The organism is Klebsiella sp. 141153, from assembly GCF_032601995.1.
GTDB classification, from domain to species: Bacteria; Pseudomonadota; Gammaproteobacteria; order Enterobacterales; family Enterobacteriaceae; genus Klebsiella; species Klebsiella aerogenes.
This window is the reverse complement of sequence record NZ_JAQIRJ010000010.1, coordinates 96,209-118,387: the sequence shown is the minus strand read 5'-3', so window position 1 is coordinate 118,387 and position 22,179 is coordinate 96,209. Positions and strand designations below refer to the sequence as shown.

General features: G+C 56.2%; 21 protein-coding genes. 9 read left to right on the top strand and 12 right to left on the bottom strand.

Going from position 1 to position 22,179, the window contains the following annotated elements; translation table 11 throughout:
• Nucleotides 1–24 precede the first annotated feature (24 nt).
• On the top strand, nt 25–3,138 hold the full coding sequence (gene acrD, locus PGS10_RS18920; RefSeq protein WP_047078066.1) for a multidrug efflux RND transporter permease AcrD: 3,114 nt from the start codon (nt 25–27) through the stop codon (nt 3,136–3,138).
• An 84-nt stretch (nt 3,139–3,222) separates the two neighbouring features.
• On the opposite strand, the gene ypfM is transcribed toward acrD, so the two are convergent.
• Nucleotides 3,223–3,282: a protein YpfM gene (gene ypfM, locus PGS10_RS18915; RefSeq protein WP_087867655.1), complete on the bottom strand. Its 60-nt coding sequence runs from the start codon at nt 3,280–3,282 to the stop codon at nt 3,223–3,225.
• Nucleotides 3,283–3,637: 355 nt separating this feature from the next.
• Here ypfM and PGS10_RS18910 point away from each other — a divergent pair, with 355 nt between their 5' ends.
• Genes PGS10_RS18910 through PGS10_RS18900 form a run of 3 tightly spaced genes read left to right on the top strand, consistent with a single transcriptional unit; the run spans nt 3,638 to nt 5,379 of the window.
• Complete coding sequence (locus tag PGS10_RS18910; protein ID WP_015703145.1) at nt 3,638–3,994, top strand: ArsC family reductase; 357 nt, start codon at nt 3,638–3,640, stop codon at nt 3,992–3,994.
• A 3-nt stretch (nt 3,995–3,997) separates the two neighbouring features.
• Entirely contained in the window at nt 3,998–5,125 is a 1,128-nt protein-coding gene (gene dapE, locus PGS10_RS18905) for a succinyl-diaminopimelate desuccinylase (RefSeq protein ID WP_020078199.1), read from the top strand.
• Between the two features lie 53 nt (nt 5,126–5,178).
• Complete coding sequence (locus PGS10_RS18900) at nt 5,179–5,379, top strand: YpfN family protein (RefSeq protein ID WP_015365470.1); 201 nt, start codon at nt 5,179–5,181, stop codon at nt 5,377–5,379.
• Between the two features lie 308 nt (nt 5,380–5,687).
• Here the strand turns inward: PGS10_RS18900 and ypfH are convergent, their stop codons facing one another.
• The 6 genes from ypfH to dapA form a co-directional block, all read right to left on the bottom strand.
• Nucleotides 5,688–6,386, bottom strand: a complete 699-nt coding sequence (gene ypfH, locus PGS10_RS18895; protein ID WP_045379856.1) for an esterase — start codon at nt 6,384–6,386, stop codon at nt 5,688–5,690.
• Between the two features lie 107 nt (nt 6,387–6,493).
• Nucleotides 6,494–8,494, bottom strand: a complete 2,001-nt coding sequence (locus PGS10_RS18890) for a tRNA(Met) cytidine acetyltransferase TmcA (protein WP_316423350.1) — start codon at nt 8,492–8,494, stop codon at nt 6,494–6,496.
• 9 nt (nt 8,495–8,503) lie between these two features.
• Nucleotides 8,504–9,379, bottom strand: a complete 876-nt coding sequence (gene ypfJ / locus PGS10_RS18885; protein ID WP_045392648.1) for a KPN_02809 family neutral zinc metallopeptidase — start codon at nt 9,377–9,379, stop codon at nt 8,504–8,506.
• Between the two features lie 121 nt (nt 9,380–9,500).
• On the bottom strand, nt 9,501–10,214 hold the full coding sequence (gene purC, locus PGS10_RS18880; protein ID WP_047043477.1) for a phosphoribosylaminoimidazolesuccinocarboxamide synthase: 714 nt from the start codon (nt 10,212–10,214) through the stop codon (nt 9,501–9,503).
• A gap of 142 nt (nt 10,215–10,356) precedes the next feature.
• Nucleotides 10,357–11,391, bottom strand: a complete 1,035-nt coding sequence (gene bamC, locus PGS10_RS18875) for an outer membrane protein assembly factor BamC (RefSeq protein ID WP_047043476.1) — start codon at nt 11,389–11,391, stop codon at nt 10,357–10,359.
• Between the two features lie 16 nt (nt 11,392–11,407).
• Nucleotides 11,408–12,286 carry a 4-hydroxy-tetrahydrodipicolinate synthase gene (gene dapA, locus PGS10_RS18870; RefSeq protein ID WP_015365464.1) on the bottom strand — a complete coding sequence of 293 codons (879 nt, stop codon included), beginning with the start codon at nt 12,284–12,286 and terminating at the stop codon, nt 11,408–11,410.
• 153 nt (nt 12,287–12,439) lie between these two features.
• On the opposite strand from dapA, the gene PGS10_RS18865 reads away from it, so the two are divergent.
• On the top strand, nt 12,440–13,009 hold the full coding sequence (locus PGS10_RS18865) for a glycine cleavage system transcriptional repressor (protein ID WP_015365463.1): 570 nt from the start codon (nt 12,440–12,442) through the stop codon (nt 13,007–13,009).
• 3 nt (nt 13,010–13,012) lie between these two features.
• The gene (gene bcp, locus PGS10_RS18860; protein ID WP_015365462.1) at nt 13,013–13,483 is read left to right on the top strand and encodes a thioredoxin-dependent thiol peroxidase; all 471 of its coding nucleotides are present in this window, start codon (nt 13,013–13,015) and stop codon (nt 13,481–13,483) included.
• Between the two features lie 65 nt (nt 13,484–13,548).
• Here bcp and PGS10_RS18855 read toward each other — a convergent pair whose 3' ends face one another.
• Complete coding sequence (locus PGS10_RS18855) at nt 13,549–14,613, bottom strand: AI-2E family transporter (RefSeq protein WP_045392657.1); 1,065 nt, start codon at nt 14,611–14,613, stop codon at nt 13,549–13,551.
• 223 nt (nt 14,614–14,836) lie between these two features.
• Here PGS10_RS18855 and bepA point away from each other — a divergent pair, with 223 nt between their 5' ends.
• From bepA to PGS10_RS18840, 3 genes are all read left to right on the top strand, one after another.
• Nucleotides 14,837–16,300, top strand: coding sequence for a beta-barrel assembly-enhancing protease (gene bepA / locus PGS10_RS18850; RefSeq protein WP_047043473.1), 1,464 nt, complete (start codon nt 14,837–14,839; stop codon nt 16,298–16,300).
• Nucleotides 16,301–16,309: 9 nt separating this feature from the next.
• Nucleotides 16,310–16,669 (top strand): arsenate reductase (glutaredoxin), encoded by a 360-nt coding sequence (gene arsC, locus PGS10_RS18845; protein WP_047043470.1) that lies wholly within the window; start codon nt 16,310–16,312, stop codon nt 16,667–16,669.
• A gap of 135 nt (nt 16,670–16,804) precedes the next feature.
• Nucleotides 16,805–17,728, top strand: coding sequence for an Rpn family recombination-promoting nuclease/putative transposase (locus tag PGS10_RS18840; protein WP_047043467.1), 924 nt, complete (start codon nt 16,805–16,807; stop codon nt 17,726–17,728).
• Here the strand turns inward: PGS10_RS18840 and PGS10_RS18835 are convergent.
• From PGS10_RS18835 to PGS10_RS18820, 4 genes are all read right to left on the bottom strand, one after another.
• Nucleotides 17,725–18,426 carry a DnaA inactivator Hda gene (locus PGS10_RS18835; protein WP_026612247.1) on the bottom strand — a complete coding sequence of 234 codons (702 nt, stop codon included), beginning with the start codon at nt 18,424–18,426 and terminating at the stop codon, nt 17,725–17,727. The two genes, PGS10_RS18840 and PGS10_RS18835, sit on opposite strands and share 4 nt — an antisense overlap.
• 98 nt (nt 18,427–18,524) lie before the next feature.
• Complete coding sequence (gene uraA, locus PGS10_RS18830) at nt 18,525–19,811, bottom strand: uracil permease (RefSeq protein WP_045379877.1); 1,287 nt, start codon at nt 19,809–19,811, stop codon at nt 18,525–18,527.
• Between the two features lie 96 nt (nt 19,812–19,907).
• Nucleotides 19,908–20,534, bottom strand: coding sequence for a uracil phosphoribosyltransferase (upp, locus tag PGS10_RS18825; protein WP_015370402.1), 627 nt, complete (start codon nt 20,532–20,534; stop codon nt 19,908–19,910).
• A gap of 196 nt (nt 20,535–20,730) precedes the next feature.
• On the bottom strand, nt 20,731–22,161 hold the full coding sequence (locus PGS10_RS18820; protein ID WP_047078064.1) for a 6-phospho-beta-glucosidase: 1,431 nt from the start codon (nt 22,159–22,161) through the stop codon (nt 20,731–20,733).
• Between the last annotated feature and the right edge of the window lie 18 nt (nt 22,162–22,179).

Sequence of the window (22,179 nt, the reverse complement as noted above, 5' to 3'; positions counted from 1 at the left end):
GTACACAATGAGGTCCTGATTCCGATGGCGAATTTCTTTATCGATCGCCCCATTTTTGCCTGGGTTTTGGCTATTTTATTAGTCCTGACCGGCACGCTGGCAATTTTGTCGCTCCCCGTAGAACAATATCCGGATTTGGCGCCGCCTAACGTCCGAGTGACGGCCAATTATCCCGGCGCTTCGGCGCAAACGCTGGAGAATACCGTCACCCAGGTTATCGAACAGAATATGACCGGCCTTGATAACCTTATGTACATGTCATCGCAGAGTAGCGCCACCGGTCAGGCAACGGTTACCCTGAGCTTTACCGCCGGTACCGACCCGGATGAAGCCGTACAGCAGGTACAAAACCAGCTACAATCGGCGATGCGTAAACTGCCGCAGGCGGTACAGAATCAGGGGGTCACGGTGCGCAAAACCGGCGACACCAACATTCTCACTCTCGCGTTTGTCTCTACCGACGGCAGCATGGATAAGCAGGATATTGCCGACTACGTCGCCAGTAACGTGCAGGATCCTCTAAGCCGCGTCAACGGCGTCGGCGATATCGACGCCTACGGTTCGCAGTACTCAATGCGTATCTGGCTCGATCCGGCGAAACTCAACAGCTATCAGATGACGGCGAAAGATGTGACTGACGCCATCGAATCGCAGAACGCGCAGATTGCCGTCGGCCAGTTGGGCGGTACGCCGTCGGTTGATAACCAGGCGCTGAACGCCACCATCAACTCACAATCGCTGCTACAAACGCCGCAGCAGTTCCGCGATATTACCCTGCGCGTTAATAAGGATGGTTCGGAAGTCACGCTGGGCGACGTCGCCAGCGTCGAAATGGGCGCAGAAAAATATGATTATCTGAGCCGCTATAATCGTCAGGCCGCTTCGGGGCTGGGGATTAAGCTCGCCTCGGGTGCCAACGAAATGGCCACCGCCGAGCGCGTTATCGCCCGTCTTAATGAACTGTCTCAATATTTCCCGCACGGACTGCAGTATAAAGTCGCCTACGAGACCACCTCTTTTGTAAAAGCCTCGATTACCGATGTGGTGAAAACGCTGCTGGAGGCGATTCTGCTGGTGTTCCTGGTCATGTATTTGTTCTTGCAGAACTTCCGCGCGACCCTGATCCCGACAATCGCCGTGCCGGTGGTATTGATGGGCACCTTCGCCGTGCTCTACGCCTGCGGCTACAGTATTAACACCCTGACGATGTTCGCGACGGTGCTGGCTATCGGCCTGCTGGTCGATGACGCCATCGTCGTCGTCGAAAACGTCGAGCGCATTATGAGCGAAGAAGGTCTTTCGCCGCGCGAAGCGACGCGAAAATCGATGAAGCAGATCCAGGGGGCGCTGGTCGGTATCGCCATGGTCCTTTCGGCGGTATTCGTCCCTATGGCCTTCTTCGGCGGCACCACCGGCGCCATTTACCGCCAGTTCTCCATCACCATCGTTTCAGCAATGGTGCTGTCGGTGCTGGTGGCGATGATCCTCACCCCGGCGCTCTGCGCCACGCTGTTAAAACCGATTCACAAAGGCGAGGAGCATGGTCAAAAAGGGTTCTTCGGCTGGTTTAACCGCACCTTCAACCGCAGCGCCAGCCGCTATGAAACTTTCGTGGGCAAAATTCTCCATCGCTCGCTGCGCTGGATTTTGATTTACGTCCTGCTGCTCGGCGGCATGGTGCTGCTGTTCCTGCATCTGCCGACTTCGTTCCTGCCGCTGGAAGACCGCGGTATGTTCACCACCTCGATACAGCTCCCGAGCGGCTCCACCCAACAGCAGACGCTGAAAGTGGTGCAAAAAGCGGAAGATTATTTCCTCAATAACGAGAAGAGTAACGTCGAGTCAGTGTTTGCTACCGTCGGCTCCGGCCCCGGCGGCAACGGCCAGAACGTCGCACGTATGTTTGTCCGCCTGAAAGACTGGGATCAGCGCGACCCAAAAACCGGCTCCTCGTTCGCTATCATTGAGCGCGCGACCAAAGCCTTCAATAAAATTAAAGAAGCGCGCGTGTTTGCCAGCAGCCCGCCGGCCATCAGCGGCCTTGGCAGCTCCGCGGGCTTCGATATGGAGCTGGAAGATCACGCCGGCAACGGCCACGAGGCGCTGATGTCGGCGCGCGACAAACTGCTGGAGCTGGCGGCGAACAACGACCAGCTCACCCGCGTACGCCACAACGGCCTGGACGACAGTCCGCAGCTACAGGTTGATATCGACCAGCGTAAAGCCCAGGCGCTGGGGGTCTCCATTGATGATATTAACGATACGCTGCAGACCGCCTGGGGTTCGAGCTACGTGAACGACTTTATGGATCGCGGACGCGTGAAGAAGGTCTACGTCCAGGCGGCGGCGAAATATCGCATGCTGCCGGACGATATCAATTTGTGGTATGTGCGTAACAGTAGCGGCACCATGGTACCGTTCTCCGCCTTCGCCACCTCGCGTTGGGAAACGGGTTCGCCGCGCCTCGAACGTTACAATGGCTACTCAGCGGTCGAGATCGTCGGTGAAGCCGCGCCTGGCATCAGCACCGGTACCGCCATGACCATTATGGAAGAGTTAGCCAAACAGCTCCCGAACGGTTTCGGCCTGGAATGGACGGCGATGTCCTATCAGGAGCGTTTGTCTGGCGCTCAGGCGCCTGCCCTGTACGCCATTTCTCTGCTGGTGGTCTTCCTGTGTCTGGCGGCGCTATATGAAAGCTGGTCGGTACCGTTCTCGGTGATGCTGGTGGTGCCGCTGGGGGTTATCGGCGCGCTGCTGGCGACCTGGATGCGCGGCCTGGAAAACGATGTCTACTTCCAGGTAGGTCTGTTGACGGTCATCGGCCTGTCGGCAAAGAACGCCATCCTGATTGTTGAGTTCGCCAACGAGCTGAACCAGAAAGGCGAAGATCTGCTGACCGCCACCCTATCGGCCTGTCGCCAGCGTCTACGCCCGATACTGATGACCTCACTGGCGTTTATCTTCGGCGTGCTGCCAATGGCCACCAGTACCGGCGCGGGCTCCGGCAGCCAGCACGCTGTTGGTACCGGCGTCATGGGCGGAATGATCTCCGCCACCGTGCTGGCCATCTTCTTTGTACCGCTGTTCTTCGTGTTGGTACGCCGCCGCTTCCCGCTGAAAGAGAGGCCGGAATAAACCGTCAAATAACAGAAAAGGCGACTGTCACAGTCGCCTTTTTCATGGGTCAAACATTGTCTTCAGTACCGACAAAGCCAGATTTTATTTACGCAGCATATCTTCGATAAAATCTTTCCAGTTCCCCAGTTCATGTTCAATCATAATAGCCTCTCTTATTATTATGGCGATTTTAGATAAATTCCCCGCTCAGGAGAAGTTCGTCCGATCTATCGCTCTAATCGCTTTTCTTGTCACCGCAAGCCTTGAATACTCTGGCTTGCGGCTACCATAAGCCGGTTCATGTAAATTTAATGTGACATAGAGCAACATTACGCAACATTTTGTTAATATCAGAATTCCTGTAATTCATTATCTTAGTCTGTCGCGAAAAAGAACAAATTTTAATCAGACAAGGCTGAAAAGTTATATTTATCCAGCCGATTCACGTATTATTTAACAAAGCTTATATATTCGGAAAAAACTGAGAAACATATTCTTTTAACGTGAAGGTTTAATTATGTTGACCATGTACGGCATCAAAAACTGCGACACCATTAAAAAGGCCCGCCGCTGGCTGGAAGCCCATCAGATAGACTATCGCTTCCATGATTATCGTGTTGACGGACTGGACCGCGAATTGCTGAATACCTTTATTGCCGAATTAGGCTGGGAAGCGCTGCTTAACACCCGCGGCACCACTTGGCGCAAACTCGATGAATCGGTCCGCACTGGGATCGATAATGCCGATGCGGCGGCGGCGTTGATGCTGGAAATGCCGGCAATTATCAAACGCCCATTGCTCTGCGCGCCCGGTCAGCCTATGCTGCTGGGCTTTAGCGAAGCAAACTACGAAAAATTTATTAACGAGGTGTAGTCTATGTCTTGCCCGGTCATTGAGCTGGCTCAGCAGCTTATTCGCCGCCCTTCCCTTAGCCCCAATGATGCGGGATGCCAGGCGTTAATGATTGAACGCCTGCGGGCGATCGGCTTTACCGTTGAAGCGATGGACTTCGGCGATACGCAAAATTTCTGGGCCTGGCGCGGACAGGGTGAAACGCTGGCCTTTGCCGGCCATACCGATGTGGTGCCGGCCGGCGACGCCGACCGCTGGATCAACCCGCCGTTTGAACCAACTATTCGCGATGGCATGCTGTTTGGCCGCGGCGCGGCGGATATGAAAGGATCGCTGGCGGCAATGGTTGTCGCCGCCGAGCGCTTTGTCGCGCAGTATCCGGATCATAAAGGACGCCTGGCGTTTCTCATCACCTCTGATGAAGAAGCCAGCGCCACCCATGGCACGGTAAAAGTGGTCGAAACGCTGATGGCGCGTAACGAGCGCCTTGATTACTGCCTGGTCGGCGAACCTTCAAGTACCGAAGTGGTCGGCGATGTCGTGAAAAACGGCCGCCGCGGTTCACTCACCTGTAACCTGACGATTCATGGTGTCCAGGGCCACGTCGCTTATCCGCACCTCGCCGATAACCCGGTGCACCGCGCCGCGCCGATGCTGGCGGAGCTGGTGGCTATCGAATGGGATAAAGGCAACGAATACTTCCCGCCGACCAGCATGCAAATCGCCAACGTGCAGGCTGGCACCGGCAGTAACAACGTCATCCCTGGCGATATGTTCGTTCAGTTCAACTTCCGTTTCAGCACCGAGCTGACCGACGAGATGATCAAAGCACGCATCATCGCGCTGCTGGAAAAATATCAGCTGCGCTATACCGTCGAATGGTGGCTTTCCGGCCAGCCGTTCCTGACCGGTCGCGGCAATCTTGTCGATGCGGTCGTGAACGCCATTGAGCACTATAATGAAGTAAAACCGCAGTTGCTAACCACCGGCGGTACCTCTGACGGACGCTTTATCGCCCGCATGGGCGCGCAGGTGGTGGAACTGGGCCCGGTGAACGCGACCATTCACAAAATTAATGAATGCGTCAATGCCGCCGACCTGCAGCTGCTGGCGCGGATGTATCAACGCATCATGGAACAACTGGTCGCCTGACGACAATAACGATTACCCTGCAGCGCCGCTGCGGGGTAAAAAGAGGACACAGCATGGAATGGCTTATCAACCACTGGTGGATTCTGGTGTTGGTATTTTTAGTCGGCGTGATGATCAACGTGATTAAAGATCTTAATCGCGTCGACCCGAAAAAATATCTCGACAACAAACCGGATCTGCCGCCGCATCGCGACTTCAATAGCAAGTGGGATGACGACGACGACTGGCCGAACAAAGACCAGCCGAAGAAGTAAACCTGCGTTCCCCGTCATCACGCGGGCTGGATGCATTCCCGGGTAGCGGCTGACGCCTTACCCGGGCTACGGCCCGTACCATTGCGAGCTGAAGTTCTTAATTTTACCTCTGTACCCGTGGCTACTGAAACTGCTGGTGTTGGTGGCCTCAAAATTCCCCGGTGGCGCTGCCGCTTACCGGGGCTACAGCGCTGTGCGATTTGGTAGCCCGGAGAAGGCGCAACGCGCCGCGTCCGGAAAACCCTTAAAAAAGTTGTAAACCGATAACAGTATCTACCTATACCAGCCGACGTTGTACCGCGGGGCCATTACAGCATTTCGATAATATCGTCATCTTTCGGCGTACCGCCGCTCAACGCTTCATCAAAATAGTGCTTCGGTACGGTATAACGCAGACGGTCGAGGGCAAACTGCATGCTCCGGTCATCAATGGCATGTCCGAGATCTTCAACGATATCCAGCGTGACATCTCCACCCAGCTCCTGCAGCCGCTCCTGCGCGGAGACCGCCCACGCCAGATCGATCACCCGATCCTCGCCGCCGTGGATCAGATGCACGGTGGTTTGCGTGGTCGCCGTTTGCGGCAGCGTCGCGTAACGGCCGTTAAAGGCAATTACCCGCGACGCCAGTCCTGGCTCGGCTTTAATACTCTCGAGCGACATAATCGCACCCTGCGAAAAACCGATCAGCGCCGTCGCCTGCGCACCCAAACCGCTCTGTTTTTGCCAGTAGCGTACCGTTTCAATAAAGGTCGGCATAATGGCATCAATGCGCTGCTGACGATTCTCTTCCGTCACGCCTTGTACCGAAAACCACTGGCGCGCCGGCGCCGGACCGCAGGGCTCCGCACCACCGATACTGACAATGAGCGCGTTGGGAAACAGCGGCGCAAACCAGCTACCTATTTGCCCCATCGAAACCGGATTATCGCCCACGCCATGAAACAGCAGCAGCAACTGTTGCGCAGGCGTCGCCGGGCTCTGAACAATAAAGTGATCGTGTTTCATGGTTATCTCCTGATGTCTCAGATAAACAGGAATCGGGCTCCTGATTGATGCAAGGCAGTTTACGCCGCGCAGAGAATATGACCATGCCATTTAACTGAATGAGTTAGTTAAAAAAATTGCAGCTTCCTGACCCACTCTTCCAGCCGCTGCGCGCGGGCAGGATCGAGTCCCGCCATGGCCGAAGCCGCCTCTTCCCGCAGTCGCGCCAGCAGCGCCTTGCGACCGGATAAGCCGAGGTCCACGCATAGCGCTGCTTCATCCTGCTGCGCTAAGCGCGCGCGTAGCGCCACTAACGGCAGCGGCGTCGCCTGCAGAAGCCGGTTCAGACTCCCGACCGCCGCCAACAGCGGACGATGCGCAAAGGCAAAACCGGCGACCTCCAGCCAGTCCTCCTCAGTAAGCATAGCTGTTTCATCCATCGTCACCGGAGCGCGTTCATCACGCCACTGACTCAGCCAGCGTTCATCCCGCGCCAGCCGTTGATGTTCGCGCCAGGCCAGTTGCCGCCCCTCTTCGCTGAGCGGATAGAGCGCCATCGCCGTATAGCAGCCGCTGCTCGCCTCGCGATGCGTGCCCATGCGCACCAGCAGAAACCCGCAGCGCTGCCAGAAGCGCCATAGTTCAGGGGTAAAACCAAAGCTGACGGAGAGATAGTCACAGCCGTGCGTCTGCTTGACGGCATGGGCGATTAAACGCTGCCCCAACCCTTCGCGCTGGCGCGCTGGATGGACGGCAATACGACTGACGCGCCTGCCGGTCAGCGTCGCCGCCAGCGGGCTACCGCCGTGCGCGGCCAATGATTGGGCGACAAGATTGCCGCGCGGGCGGCGATATCCGGCCCAGACGGCGCGGCTAAGCTCAGGTTCGAGACCGCCCTCTTCCACCAGCCACACCGCGCCAGCGACGCCATCCGCGCAGCGAGCCACGGTGAAGTGCTGGCCTGGCGCATCCATCATCCTGCGCAAATCCAGCGGCGAAGTGCGGTAATGCGCGCCGGAAAGCAGTTGATAAGCCTCTGATGGGCGCGTGGGTTGTTCGCGCCAGGCATCCTGGCTTAACGTCTCCAGCTGCGGTTCCCCATGCGGCGCCAGCAGAAATGCCTCATCGTTAAATAACAATAACCTGTCGATAACCGACTCCAGCGGGCAACCCGGCGCCCAGCGAATCGGCGACGACAGGTTATACCGCCGTAGCGTTGGGAAACCGGCGCAGAACTTCAATAAGAAGCCGCGGCCGGTTCCCTCATAGCCCTGAACCGTCGTCGTTAACAGCGTATGGGGAAAACGCGCCGTCAGCTGGCGCAGCGTCGGTGCCGGGATAGCGGCGGCCTCATCGACCACCAGCCAGTCGGCTTTCGCATCGCTTGCCAGCAGCGCATCGGGCGCCATAAAGCATATCTTTTGTCCCGCAAAAACGGCGATGACTTCCGTCGCGTCGCGCGTCGGCGCGGTGACGATGGTGGAGCCGGTGAGCTGATGAATCAACATTCCCGCCAGCGCAGATTTACCGCGCCCGCGCCCGGCGGTGACGGCGGCAATTTCCGGGGGCGATGACAGTAGTGACGAAAGAATGGCGGCCTGTTCGGCCTGCGGGTAGCCATCGGCAGCGTGCCAGTCTCTGCGCGGAGCGAGCTCCGGCAACCGTAAGCCGTAGCCCTGTCGCCACAGTGCGACCTCAGGATCCGCGGTGAAGAGCTGGAGACAACGGTGGACAAAGTTAGGGGTGGCGATTGGTTCAGACGTATCGCTCCAGCGCAGCGAATCGCCATCCGCCTGCTCAGGCCAGCGGGCAAAATCCGGCGCCAGCAGCACTAACCAGCTGCCGGCGCGCAGCGTGCCGGCAAGCGCGGCAAAAGCCGCCACGTCAAAACCGCGGCGAGCGTCGAAAAAGGCATGCTGAAATTCGCGCCCGAGCAGCGTTTTCAGCGCGCCCGGCGCCGCGCAGGGCGCCAGCTGTGACGACGGGCCGACCCACAGTCCATCGCCCTCCAGCCGCGCTCGCAAATCCAGGGCTTGCGTCAGGCACCAGTCTTCGTCGCCGCTAAGCACCAGCAGGCGACGAATGCCCTCGCGCGCCATCCGCGCGGTCAGGTCAAGCAGTGCTTTCATCGGCGAACGTTAGCGAAGCGCGCTGCCGAAGGTATTACACTGCGCAGGATCGCCGCTATCAAAACCGCGTTTGAACCAGGTATAGCGCTGCTGGGAAGTCCCATGGGTGAAGCTGTCCGGCACTACGCGGCCCTGGCTTTGTTCCTGCAGACGATCGTCGCCGATGGCCTCAGCGGCATTGAGCGCTTCCTGCAGATCGCCGGTTTCCATCACATCCTGCTTCTGCATGTTATTGCCCCAGACGCCCGCAAAGCAGTCTGCCTGCAGCTCCATTTTCACCGACAGGCGGTTCACTTCGGTCTGCGAAGCCTGCTGCTGCATCTGACGGACCTTAGGTTCGATGCCGAGCAGTTTCTGCACATGATGGCCGACTTCGTGCGCAATCACGTAGCCCTGCGCAAAGTCGCCGTCAGCGCCGAGTTTGTTTTTCATCTCGTCATAGAATGACAGGTCGATATAGACCGTGCTGTCCGCCGGACAGTAGAACGGCCCCATCACCGATTGGCCGGTGCCGCAACCGGTACGGGTCGCGCCGCGATACATCACCAGCTTCGGCTGAACGTATTGCCGCCCCATCTTTTCGAAAATAGGCCCCCAGGTGTCTTCGGTGGTTGCCAGAATAACGGAGGTGAACTTCGCCGCTTCGTCATCCTTCGGGCTGATGGAACGTTGGGTAGAAGTCTGCTGCTGCGGCATCGGTTCGCCGGTCAGCATGCCGGTTAAATCCACGCCATAATAACCCGCCACCAGAACGATAATCAGCAGGACGATGCCGCCTTTACCGCTTGGAATGCGGAAACCGCCACCGCCGCCGCCCAGCGGCGAACCTGAATCACTACGTCTGTCTTCCACATTGTCGCTTTCACGACGCCCTTGCCAGCGCATAAGCACCTCTATTCCATCATGTTACGAATATGAGAGATCGTAGGCGGTTCAGCGGAGGATTACCACAGGAAACAACGAATAAGAGCGCCGGAAGAGACGATTTCTTCCGGCGCGGAGGAGATTAGTCGAGCTTGACGCCCAGACGGTGGGCCACTTCTTCGTAAGCTTCGATCAGGCCGCCGAGACTCTGGCGGAAGCGATCTTTGTCCATTTTATCGAGGGTGTTTTTATCCCACAGACGGCTACCGTCCGGAGAAAATTCATCGCCAAGCACCACTTCGCCTTTGAACAGGCCGAACTCCAGCTTGAAGTCGACCAGAATCAGACCGGCATCATCAAACAGCTTGCTGAGTACGTCATTCGCTTTGTAGCTGAGCTCTTTCATGCGCGCCAGGTTTTCTTTATTCACCCAGCCGAACGTCTCGCAGTAGGATTCGTTGACCATCGGGTCGTGCATGGCGTCGTTTTTCAGGAACAGATCGAACAACGGCGGAGTCAGTTCGATACCTTCTTCAATACCCAGGCGTTTCACCAGCGAGCCCGCCGCGCGGTTACGAATCACGCATTCAACCGGCACCATATCCAGCTTCTTCACCAGGCATTCAGTATCGGAAAGCAGCGCTTCCATTTGGGTCGGGATACCGGCTTGTTCCAGCTTGCTCATAATGAAATGGTTGAATTTGTTATTCACCATACCTTTACGATCGAACTGTTCGATGCGGGCGCCATCCCCTGCTGACGTATCGTTACGGAATTCAAGTACCAGCAGATCCGGGTTTTCGGTGCTGTATACCGTTTTCGCTTTGCCACGATACAACTCAGCTTGCTTTTTCATCTTTCACCACTCCAGTGATATTAAGCCAAAAAATTACGTTTCCGCCCGTAGGCAAAATCAGGCAATTTACCGGACTTTGCGGCCACGCACACGTTTGCGTCACTATACATTAAAAAGGGCCGGATTGCTCCAGCCCTTTTTATTACTTGTTAAATGCGGCCTGGAATACGGCTACCAGGGCGTCATTTTGCGACTGCGTCAGAGTATGGCCTTTCGGGTCGATGAACTGCAGACTACTGCGGTTATCGAGATCGCCGACCTGCAGTTTATAGTCGCCAGAGACCAGCTGTGGGTCACTGGCGCCCAGTTCCTGCCAGCTGCTGTCAGACAGCGGCTTGTAAGTTACCGCCATGCTGCCCTGGGAGCGAGTGCTGTCGGTCACCTTCATGCCCACTTTTTCAAGCGTGGCCGGCAGTTTCTGCCATACCATGTTGAATGGCGCGCGCACCACCAGCATCGGCAAGCCGGTGTCATCCGCCGCGCTCTGCACGTCGAAGGTCGCGCCAGCGCTTCTCTGCGCCGCGTTCTGCGCATTGGTGGCGTTAGAATCAAGACCGGAAGAGATAACGTTCAGCATCGAGGTGCTGTAGCGCTGCAGAGAAGCCGGGTCAGACACGGGCTTGCCCGCCTGCTCCAGGTTCACCAACTTCACTACCACCGCCTGCTGATAGCCCTGCGGCTTAACGGAGATTTGATAACGGCCACGGTACTGCTGGTCTTCATCAAGGCGGTTCCACTCTACCCAATCGGTATTCAGCGTCTGGCCTGCATCGTCACGCTTGGTGATGGTGTAGTTTTTCGCCTGGATGATGCTGACAACCTGCGCCCATAAAGAACCGCTGCGGCTATTTTCAACCATCAAGGTGGAGGTGTCGCCGTTAAACTGGGTACGCGCGCCGCTGACCAGGGCTAACGCCTGAGCCGGTGGACGAATGTCCAGCGCCTTACCTACCGCGCCGGTGCTCGCGGCAACCGGAATGTTGTAGTCGCCAGTCTGCAGCGGCAGGATCATCCCCGCCGGGGCGTGAAGTTCACTGAGCGGCGCGGCATCTAAATAAGCCTCGTCGCCGCTAACCTGACGCTTATAGCGCGAGTCAGAACTACAGGCCGCGAGGAGTAAAACCAGCGAAACACCCGCAACCTTCGCCAGGCGCGACTTCTGTACTGAGTAAGCCATCAAATCTCCCTAAACTCTACAGCAAACCGGCATGCTTCAGCGCTGCGGTAACCGCTTTCGTACCCGCTTCGGTAATCGGCGTCATCGGCAGGCGCAGCGTGTCGGTCGCTACAAGTCCCAACGCCTTACAAGCCCATTTGACTGGGATCGGGTTGGGTTCGACAAATAATTTTGTATGCAGCGGCATCAGACGCTGGTTAATCGCGCGAGCTTCCGCGAATTGCCCCGCCATCGCCAGTCGGCACATGTCCGCCATTTCACGCGCAGCAACGTTCGCCGTGACGGAAATGACGCCGACGCCGCCGAGCTGGATAAAGTCCATGCCGGTCGCGTCATCGCCGCTCAGCAGAATAAAGTCGTCTGAAACCAGCTCTTTGATCTGGTGAACACGACTTAAGTTCCCTGTTGCTTCCTTAATACCGACAATATTTTTAATTTCCGCCAGGCGACCGACGGTTTCCGGCAGCATATCGCAACCGGTACGGGACGGCACATTATACAGAATTTGCGGCAGGTCAGTATGTTCAGCGATAGCTTTAAAGTGTTGGAACAGGCCTTCCTGGGTCGGACGGTTATAATAAGGAGTGACCGTCAGGCAGCCGACAACGCCGCTATCGTTAAAACGCTTGGTCAGGCTAATCGCCTCTGCGGTTGCATTTGCACCGGTACCTGCAATGACCGGAATGCGGCCATCGGCCAGCTCGAGGGTCATCATTACGACGTCGCCATGCTCTTCATGGCTTAACGTGGCGGATTCGCCGGTAGTCCCTACAGAAACAATCGCCGAGGTTCCGTTGGCGACATGGTAATCAATCAGTTTTTTCAGGCTTGACCGGCAGACATTACCGTTATCATCCATCGGCGTGACAAGCGCTACAATACTTCCCGTGAACATGGGCCATCCTCAGAGCAGAAGTGGGACAAGATTCTCAATGTTACGTTTGGTGCCGCAATAAAAGCAAGAGACCCAACGCCATCTGGGATGTTGTACGCCGGTTTTTTTTATGCTTTCCTAATGTTACCTCACCTTTTTAAAGGAAGAACAGGTTTGACAGCCTCATTACAACACTATCTGGTGATTACCGCTCTGGGCGCAGACCGCCCCGGCATCGTAAACACAATCACTCGCCACGTCAGCAGCTGCGGCTGCAACATTGAAGACAGCCGGTTGGCCATGCTCGGCGACGAGTTCACGTTTATAATGCTGCTTTCCGGCTCGTGGAACGCGATTAACCTGATCGAATCAACGCTGCCGTTAAAAGGAGCCGAGCTGGATTTGCTGATCGTAATGAAGCGCACCTCCGCCCGGCCGCCGCAGGCGATGCCGAATACGGTTTGGATCCAGGTAGAGGTGCCGGACTCGCCGCATATTATTGAGCGCTTTACCGCGCTGTGCGACACGTGGAATATGAATATTGCCGAACTGGTCTCCCGAACTCAACCGGGAGAAGATAAAGACGCCGCTCAGCTATTTATTCAAATCACCGCGCACAGTCCTGCCTCGCAAAACACGACAAATATCGAGCAAGCGTTCAAAGCACTATGTACAGAACTGAGCGCACAAGGCAGTATTAACATCGTTAATTATTCACAGCATGATGAACAGGATGGAGTTTAACCAATGACCCCACTGAAAGCCGGTGATATCGCACCGAAATTTAGCTTACCGGACCAGGACGGCGAGGAAGTAAATTTAACCGACTTCCAGGGACAGCGTGTTCTGGTTTATTTTTACCCGAAAGCCATGACCCCAGGCTGCACCGTACAAGCGTGCGGTTTACGCGATAATATGGACGACCTGAAAAAAGCGGGCGTCGAAGTACTGGGTATCAGCACTGATAAACCAGAAAAGCTGTCTCGTTTTGCCGAAAAAGAGCTGCTGAACTTTACGCTGCTGTCTGATGAAGATCATCAGGTCTGCGAACAGTTCGGCGTCTGGGGCGAAAAATCATTTATGGGGAAAACCTACGACGGCATTCACCGTATTAGCTTCCTCATTGATGCTGACGGCAAGATTGAACATGTGTTTGATAACTTCAAAACCAGCAATCACCACGATGTCGTGCTGAACTGGCTGAAAGAAAACGCATAACCTCTAAATGAAAAACGCCGGGGGATAAAAAATCGCCCGGCGTTTTTTTTGGTTCAATCAGCGCGTCACTCGTCTTCGATAGCCATTCCATCTGGCCAGGCATGCATTACCGCCTTGATAAGCGTCGCCAGCGGAATCGCGAAGAAAACGCCCCAGAAGCCCCACAGCCCGCCAAAAATCACCACCGACAGAATGATCACCAGCGGATGTAAATTCACCGCCTCCGAGAACAGCACCGGCACCAGCAGGTTGCCGTCCAGCCCCTGAATAATCAGGTATACGGCAAACAGGCTCCAGAACTCAGTACCCGCGCCGAACTGGAACAACGCCACGCCGATCACCGGAATAGTGACCACAAAAGCGCCGATATAGGGGATTAACACCGAGAATCCCACCAGTACGGCCAGCAGCAGCGAGTAGTTAAGACCGAAGAGAATGAAGCCTATCCAGGTAGCGACGCCGACGACAATCATCTCCAGCACCTTACCGCGGATATAGTTGGTAATCTGCTGGTTCATCTCCTTCCACACCTGCCCCGCCAGACCGCGATTACGCGGCAATACCCGGCGTACGGCATTCAGCATCTGCTGTTTGTCTTTCAGCAGGAAGAAAACCATCAGCGGAACCAGGACCAGATAAACCGCCAGGGTCAGCAGGCCCACCAGCGAGGCGAGCGAATACTTCACCACCGAATCCCCCACGGTCAACATGCGAGTGCGCACGTTTTCCGCCATCGCATCGATGATGCCGGCATCCACCAATGCCGGATAGCGACGCGGCAGCGTGGCGGCGAAATCGGAAAGCTTATTAAGCATGCCAGGCATATCGCGGATGAGATAAATGCCCTGTTGCCAGGCCACCGGCATCACCACAAAGGCCATCAGCAGCAAGATACCGACAAATAGCACCAGCACCAGCGAGGTGGCCCAGGTTCGCGACAGGCCGATACGCTCCAGGCGAACGGTCGGCCACTCCAGCAGATAGGCCAACACGATGGCGACCAGAAGCGGCGCCAGCAGGCCGCTGAAAAAGAACATAATGCCGAAGCCGGCCAGCAGAATAACCAGCAGCGCTATCGCTTCCGGGTCGCTGAAACGACGACGATACCACTGCATTAACATCTCAAGCATAAACCCTTCCCTGAAGCGCAAATCGCCACAATCCGGGGAATTGTATCTAAGTGTCACAAAAAAGACTTCGCTTTTTATTGGCTATGACACAAACCTGCACAACTGTGCGAATATCATATTTTCAACGCCATCAACCACAGCTAAACTCGCAGAATCTGCGGCACGGGAACATTGGGCCGCGCAACCGGTCAAACTGGCACACCCACATTACAGGACAGAGGTTATGTTCAGGCAGTTAAAGAAAACGCTGGTGGCCGCCGCCGTCGCGTCGCTGACGCTGGGGACGATATTACCTGCCGCCGCTGACTCGGCTGATACGCTGCCGGATATGGGCACCTCGGCAGGAAGCACGCTTTCCATCGGTCAGGAAATGCAGATGGGGGATTACTACGTGCGCCAGCTGCGCGGCAGCGCGCCGCTGATTAACGACCCGCTGCTGGTGCAATACATTAACGGGCTGGGCATGCGCCTGGTCGCCCATGCTAACTCCGTGCGTACGCCGTTCCACTTTTATCTGATTAATAACGATCAGATTAACGCCTTCGCCTTCTTCGGCGGCAACGTGGTGTTGCACTCGGCGCTGTTCCGTTATTCCGATAACGAAAGCGAGCTCGCCTCGGTGATGGCGCACGAAATCTCCCACGTTACCCAGCGCCATCTGGCGCGCGCGATGGAAGACCAAAAACGTAGCGCGCCGCTAACCTGGGTGGGCGCGCTGGGCTCAATTCTGCTGGCGATGGCCAGCCCGCAGGCGGGGATGGCGGCATTAACCGGCACCCTTGCCGGCACCCAGCAGGGGATGATTAGTTTCACCCGTCAGAATGAAGAAGAAGCTGACCGCATCGGTATTCAGGTATTGCAGCGTTCCGGTTTCGATCCGCAGGCAATGCCGGCGTTTATGGGTAAATTACTCGACGAATCCCGTTATTCCAGCCGCCCGCCGGAAATGCTGCTTACTCACCCGCTGCCGGAAAGCCGTCTGGCCGACGCCCGTAACCGCGCCAATCAGATGCGTCCGGTGGTGGTCCAGTCGTCGGCGGATTTCTATCTCGCCAAGGCCCGTACGCTCGGGATGTACAATTCCGGGGAAAATAAGCTCGGCAGCGATCTGCTTGACGCCTGGTCGAAAGGCAATATCCGCGAGCAGCACGCCGCGCTGTATGGCCGCGCGCTATTGGCCATGGAGAGCAATAACTACGATCAGGCGCGCAAAACGCTACAGCCGCTACTCAGCGCCGATCCGCAAAATCCCTGGTATCTTGACCTTGCCACCGATATCGATCTTGGACAGAAAAAGACCACTGACGCGATTAACCGTCTGAAAAACGCCAAAGAGATCCGCACCGATCCGGTCCTGCAGCTGAACCTGGCCAACGCCTATCTTCAGGGCGGGCAGCCGGCGGAAGCCGCTACCATACTCAATCGCTACACCTTTAATAATAAAGATGACGGCAACGGTTGGGACCTGCTGGCGCAGGCGGAAGGCGCCTTGGGTCATCGCGACCAGGAGCTGGCGGCGCGGGCCGAAGGCATGGCGCTGGCCGGCAGGCTTGACCAGGCCATCTCGCTGCTGAGCAGCGCCAGTTCGCAAGTGAAATTGGGCAGTTTGCAGCAGGCGCGCTACGACGCTCGCATCGACCAGCTGCGCCAGCTGCAGGAAAGATTCCGCCCCTATCAGAAAATGTAAGGAGACCACATGTCTGACGCGGTAAAAATTTACCACAACCCGCGCTGCTCGAAGAGCCGCGACACGCTCAGCCTGCTGAAAGCCAACGGCATCGACCCTGAAGTGGTGCTGTATCTGGAGACACCGCCGGATGCCGCGACGCTGCGCCAGCTGTTGAAAATGCTCAATATGAGCAGCGCCCGTGAACTGATGCGCCAGAAAGAAGATCTGTATAAGTCGCTCAATCTCGCCGACCCACAGCTCAGCGAAGAGGCGTTGATTAAGGCCATGGTCGAGAACCCGAAACTCATCGAACGGCCCATCGTGGTCAGCCACGGCCAGGCGCGTATCGGCCGCCCGCCGGAACAGGTGCTGGAAATCGTCAGCTAACCCCTACGCGCCGCCGGTGTTGCCCGCGGCGCGATTTTTTTCGTGGCCGCTTCCAGAAAAAACAGGCCAATCCCCTCGCCTCGCGCAGTAGTGCTACTGTCCGTCCATCACCTGAATCCACTGGACGGATTGCCAATGAATAAAGCTATTTCCACACCGCATGACGCAGTATTTAAAACCTATCTTTCCCATTCGGATACCGCGCGCGATTTTCTCCAGTTGTATCTTCCTGAAGCGCTTAAGAAGATCTGCGATCTGCGTACGCTACATTTAGAATCGGGTAATTTTGTCGAAGAAGATCTCAGACCTTACTACTCAGATATTCTCTACTCGCTGCAAACCACCGCGGGCGACGGCTATATTTACGCGCTGATCGAACATCAAAGCAGTCCCGACCGGCATATGGCCTTTCGCCTGATGCGCTACGCCGTCGCCGTCATGCAGCGCCACCTTGATGCCGGACACGAAAAACTCCCCCTGGTAATCCCGGTACTTTTCTACCACGGCCTGGTAACGCCCTATCCGTTTTCTATGCGCTGGCTGGATGAGTTTGCCGCGCCGGAGCTGGCGACCACGCTCTACCATGGCGAATTTCCGCTGGCGGATATCACCGTCATACCGGATGATGAAATCGCCACTCATCAACGTATGGCAACGCTGGAATTACTGCAAAAACATATTCGACAACGCGATCTGGCGCAGTTACTCGACAAGCTGGGCGAATTATTATTGACTGGATTAGCCACGCAAACACAGGTGCAGGCGCTAATGCACTACCTGGTGCTCGCGGGAAATAGCCGCGAACCGATAAAGTTTATTCGTGAGCTGGCGCGCCGGACGCCGCAACATAAGGAGACGCTGATGACTATTGCAGAATATCTCGAGCAGCAAGGGCTGGAGCGCGGTCTGCTTCAGGGCCGGCAAGAAGGTCTGGCTGAGGGGCGTAAAGAAGAAGCGCTGCGTATCGCCGCCGCGATGTTACGTAGCGGCCTCGCCCCCGCGCTGGTGGCGCAGCTAACCGGCCTGGCAGAGCAGGAGCTGGCGTCGCTTTCGGCCTAAAGCTTCAGGATCTCTTTAACGAATGGGATCGTCAGTTTTCGTTGGGCGGTAATCGACGCGTGATCCAGCTGATCGAGCGTCATAAACAGCGAGCGCATTTCTCTATCCAGCCGCTTGAGCAGGAAACGGCAGACGTCTTCCGGCATCTCGAAACCGCGTAATCTGGCGCGCAGCTGCAGCGCCTGCAGCTTATCTTCATCCGACAGCGGTTGCAGCTTGTAGATTTGGCCCCAGTCAAGGCGCGAGGCGAGATCCGGCAGGCCGAGATGCAGCTGCCGCGGCGGGCAATCGCCGGTGATCAGCAGGCGAGTTTTACCTGATTCGAGAATACGGTTATAGAGATTAAAGATAGCCATCTCCCAGGGCTCATCCCCCGCCACGCACTCGATGTTATCGATACACACCAGCGCCAGTTGCTCCATGCCGTCCAGCACTTCCGGCACGAACCACGTGCGCTTATCCAACGGCACGTAGCCGACGGCATCGCCACGCTGGGATAGCTCAGCGCAGGCGGCATGCAAAAGGTGGCTACGCCCCGCGCCTTCGCGTGACCAGATATAGATGTATCCGCTGTGTTCCTGCCGCAGTACGTTCTGCAGAGCGGCAAGTAGGGAAGGATTATCACCCGGCCAGAAACTCGCGAACGTTTCGTCGTCAGGAAGATACAGTGGCAAAGAGAGCTGTGCCGGAGCGTTCAGATGGACCTCAACATAGGCTTACAGAAAAACGCGAAGAGTTTAACACAGTTTTAGGTCCGGAGAGAACCGGGCAGGATCGCTGCCCGGTATCAGGATCGTTATTTCGCTTCTTCGCTATCCGCGGCGTCCAGCACCACTTCTTCCGGACGCAGGACGCTGATCAGTTTAAAGATCAGGCTCAGGCAGATACCGACGATCGTCGCCAGCGCCATGCCTTTCAGCTCCGCCGCGCCAATATGCACCTTGGCGCCGCTCACGCCGATGATCAGAATGACTGAGGTCAGAATCAGGTTCTGCGCTTTGCTGTAATCGACCTTTGATTCGATCAGCACGCGGATACCGGATGCGCCGATCACCCCGTACAGCAGCAGAGAAACGCCGCCCATCACCGGAACCGGGATAATCTGGATCGCCGCCGCCAGCTTCCCGACGCAGGAGAGCAGAATCGCGATAATCGCCGCACCGCCAATAACCCAGGTACTGTATACGCGGGTAATCGCCATCACGCCGATATTTTCACCGTAGGTGGTGTTTGGCGTCGAGCCAAAGAAACCGGAGACAATCGTCGACAGCCCGTTGGCGAACATCGAGCGGTGCAGACCCGGATCGCGGATCAGGTCGCGCTTAACAATATTGGCGGTCACCACCAGGTGCCCCACGTGCTCGGCAATGACCACCAGCGCGGCAGGCAGAATGGTGAAAATGGCAAACCACTCAAAGCGCGGGGTGTAGAAGGTCGGCAATGCGAACCAGTGCGCTTCGGCGATAGGCGTCGTATCGACTACGCCCATCACGAAGGAGAGCGCATAGCCCACCAGCACGCCGATAAGAATTGGGATAATCGCCAGGAAACCGCGGAACAGTACGGAACCAAAAACCGTCACCGCCAGCGTTACCATCGAAATAATAATGGTTTTGCTGTCGGGGGCTTGACCGTCAGCCGGCAGCAGCCCGGCCATATTCGCCGCCACGCCCGCCAGTTCCAGGCCGATAACCGCCACGATGGCGCCCATCGCCGCCGGCGGGAACATTACATCCAGCCAGCCGGTACCGGCTTTTTTGACAATAAAGGAGACGATGCAGAACAGGACGCCGCACATAATGAAGCCGCCGAGCGCCACTTCATAACCCAGCGGCAACAACAGTAACACCGGGGAGATAAAGGCGAAGCTCGACCCCAGATAGGCCGGAATTTTGCCTTTACAGATAAAGAGGTACAACAGCGTACCGATGCCGTTAAACAGCAGTACGGTAGCCGGGTTAATGTGGAACAGGATAGGCACCAGAACCGTTGCGCCAAACATGGCGAACAGATGTTGCAAACTAAGCGGGATTGTCTGTAAAAGCGGCGGTCTTTCACTCACCCCGATTGCACGGCGCGTCATAATGTTGTCCTCTGAGAGTCGTTTGTTATTTGTTGTGGGCGTGATTTATTCAAAAAAAAGCCGACTCTCAAAGTCGGCTTTTTATCACTTCATCATTTATTTGGTACCGAAAATCTTATCGCCGGCATCGCCGAGGCCCGGAATAATGTATCCGTGCTCGTTGAGGCCCTGGTCGACGGACGCGGTGTACAGCTCGACGTCAGGATGCGCTTTCTCCAGCGCGGCAATGCCTTCCGGCGCCGCCACCAGCACCAGCACCTTAATGCTCGAGCAGCCCGCTTTTTTCAGCAGGTCGATAGTCGCGATCATCGAACCGCCGGTTGCCAGCATTGGGTCAACCACCAGCGCCATACGCTCGTCAATGTTAGAAACCAGCTTCTGGAAGTAAGGAACCGGCTCCAGAGTTTCTTCATCACGGTAGATACCCACGACGCTGATACGCGCGCTCGGCACGTGCTCCAGCACGCCTTCCATCATCCCCAGACCGGCACGCAGAATGGGCACTACGGTAATTTTCTTCCCTTTGATCTGCTCAACTTCGACCGGACCGTTCCAGCCTTCGATGGTGACACGCTCGGTAGCGAGATCGGCGGTTGCTTCGTAGGTCAGTAAGCTACCAACCTCTGAGGCGAGTTCACGGAAGCGTTTAGTACTGATGTCATGCTCACGCATCAGGCCCAGCTTGTGTTTGACGAGTGGATGTTTCACTTCCACGATCTTCATTCTCTTTCTCCTCTGAGGGGCAGCCACAAAAAAAATCGCGGGATTATACCGCTTTTTGCGGATTGCGCCATACCCATCTTGCTTGACGTATATCAAACAAAGTGATTTATGGATTGTTACACATTATAAAACAAACAAAAAAAGCCGGAGGTTCCCCTTCGGCTTTTATATCTGGCAACGCTACGCTTGTTGGCAACTACAGGTTTTCGCCGTTACTGGCAATAACCTGCTGATACCAGGCAAAAGATTTTTTCCGGCTGCGGGCCAACGTACCGCGACCTTCGTTATCTTTATCAACAAAGATAAATCCATAGCGCTTTTTCATCTCCCCGGTACCGGCGGAGACCAGGTCGATGCAGCCCCACGGGGTATACCCCATCAGGTCGACGCCATCTTCCACCACCGCTTTTTTCATTTCGGCAATATGGGCGCTGAGATAATCGATACGATACTGGTCGTCCACGCTGCCGTCCGCTTCACGCACGTCAATGGCGCCAAAGCCGTTTTCAACGATAAACAGCGGCAGTTGATAATGATCCCAGAACCAATTGAGCGAGTAGCGCAGGCCAACCGGGTCAATCTGCCAGCCCCAATCCGATTTCTTCACGTACGGGTTGGAGACCAGGCTGGTGCTTTCGTCGTAATCCAGGTGCGGATTATCGTCAGTCGCTTTGGTGGCGAAGGACATATAGTAGCTAAAACCAATATAGTCGACACAGCCCTCTTGTAACGCCCGGCGGTCGGCGTCGGTAATATCCAGCGTAAAACCGCGGCGCGCGAAGTAGTTGAGCAGATGTTGCGGATAGCGACCGCGTACATGCACATCGGTAAACCAGTAACGACGATGCATGGCGTTCATCGCCATCATCATGTCGTCCGGCGCGCAGGTGAGCGGATAGATAGGACACATCGCGATCATACAGCCAATCTGCAGGGCAGGATTAATCTCGCGTGCCGCCTCTACCGCCAGCGCACTGGCGACTAGTTCATAATGGGCGGCCTGGAACATCACCGGTTCACGGTCTTCGCCGGGCTGATACTTCAGGCCCGAGTTGGTAAAGGGGGCGAAATCTTCATGGAAGTTGGCCTGGTTGTTGATCTCGTTAAAGGTCATCCAGTACTTCACTTTGTGCTGATAGCGGGTAAACACTACCTTCGCGAAGCGGACAAAGAAATCAATGAGTTTACGGTTGCGCCAGCCGCCGTATTCAGTCACCAGGTGGTAAGGCATCTCAAAATGGGAGAGCGTGATCACCGGTTCGATACCATATTTCAGGCACTCGTCGAACAGATCGTCATAGAATTGCAGGCCCGCTTCATTGGGCTCCAGCTCATCACCCAGCGGAAAAATGCGCGTCCAGGCAATTGAAGTACGGAAACACTTAAATCCCAGTTCGGCAAACAGCGCTACGTCTTCTTTATAACGATAATAAAAATCAATTGCCTCATGGTTGGGATAGTTATGACCAGGCAGTACGCCGTCGGTGATCGTACGCGGCACCCCGTGGGCGCCTGCGGTCATCACGTCAGCAACGCTAACCCCCTTCCCTCCTTCTTGCCAGCCGCCCTCAAGCTGATGCGCCGCTACCGCGCCGCCCCACAGAAAACCTTCTTTGAATCCGGACATATGCTCTCCCTTTAGACG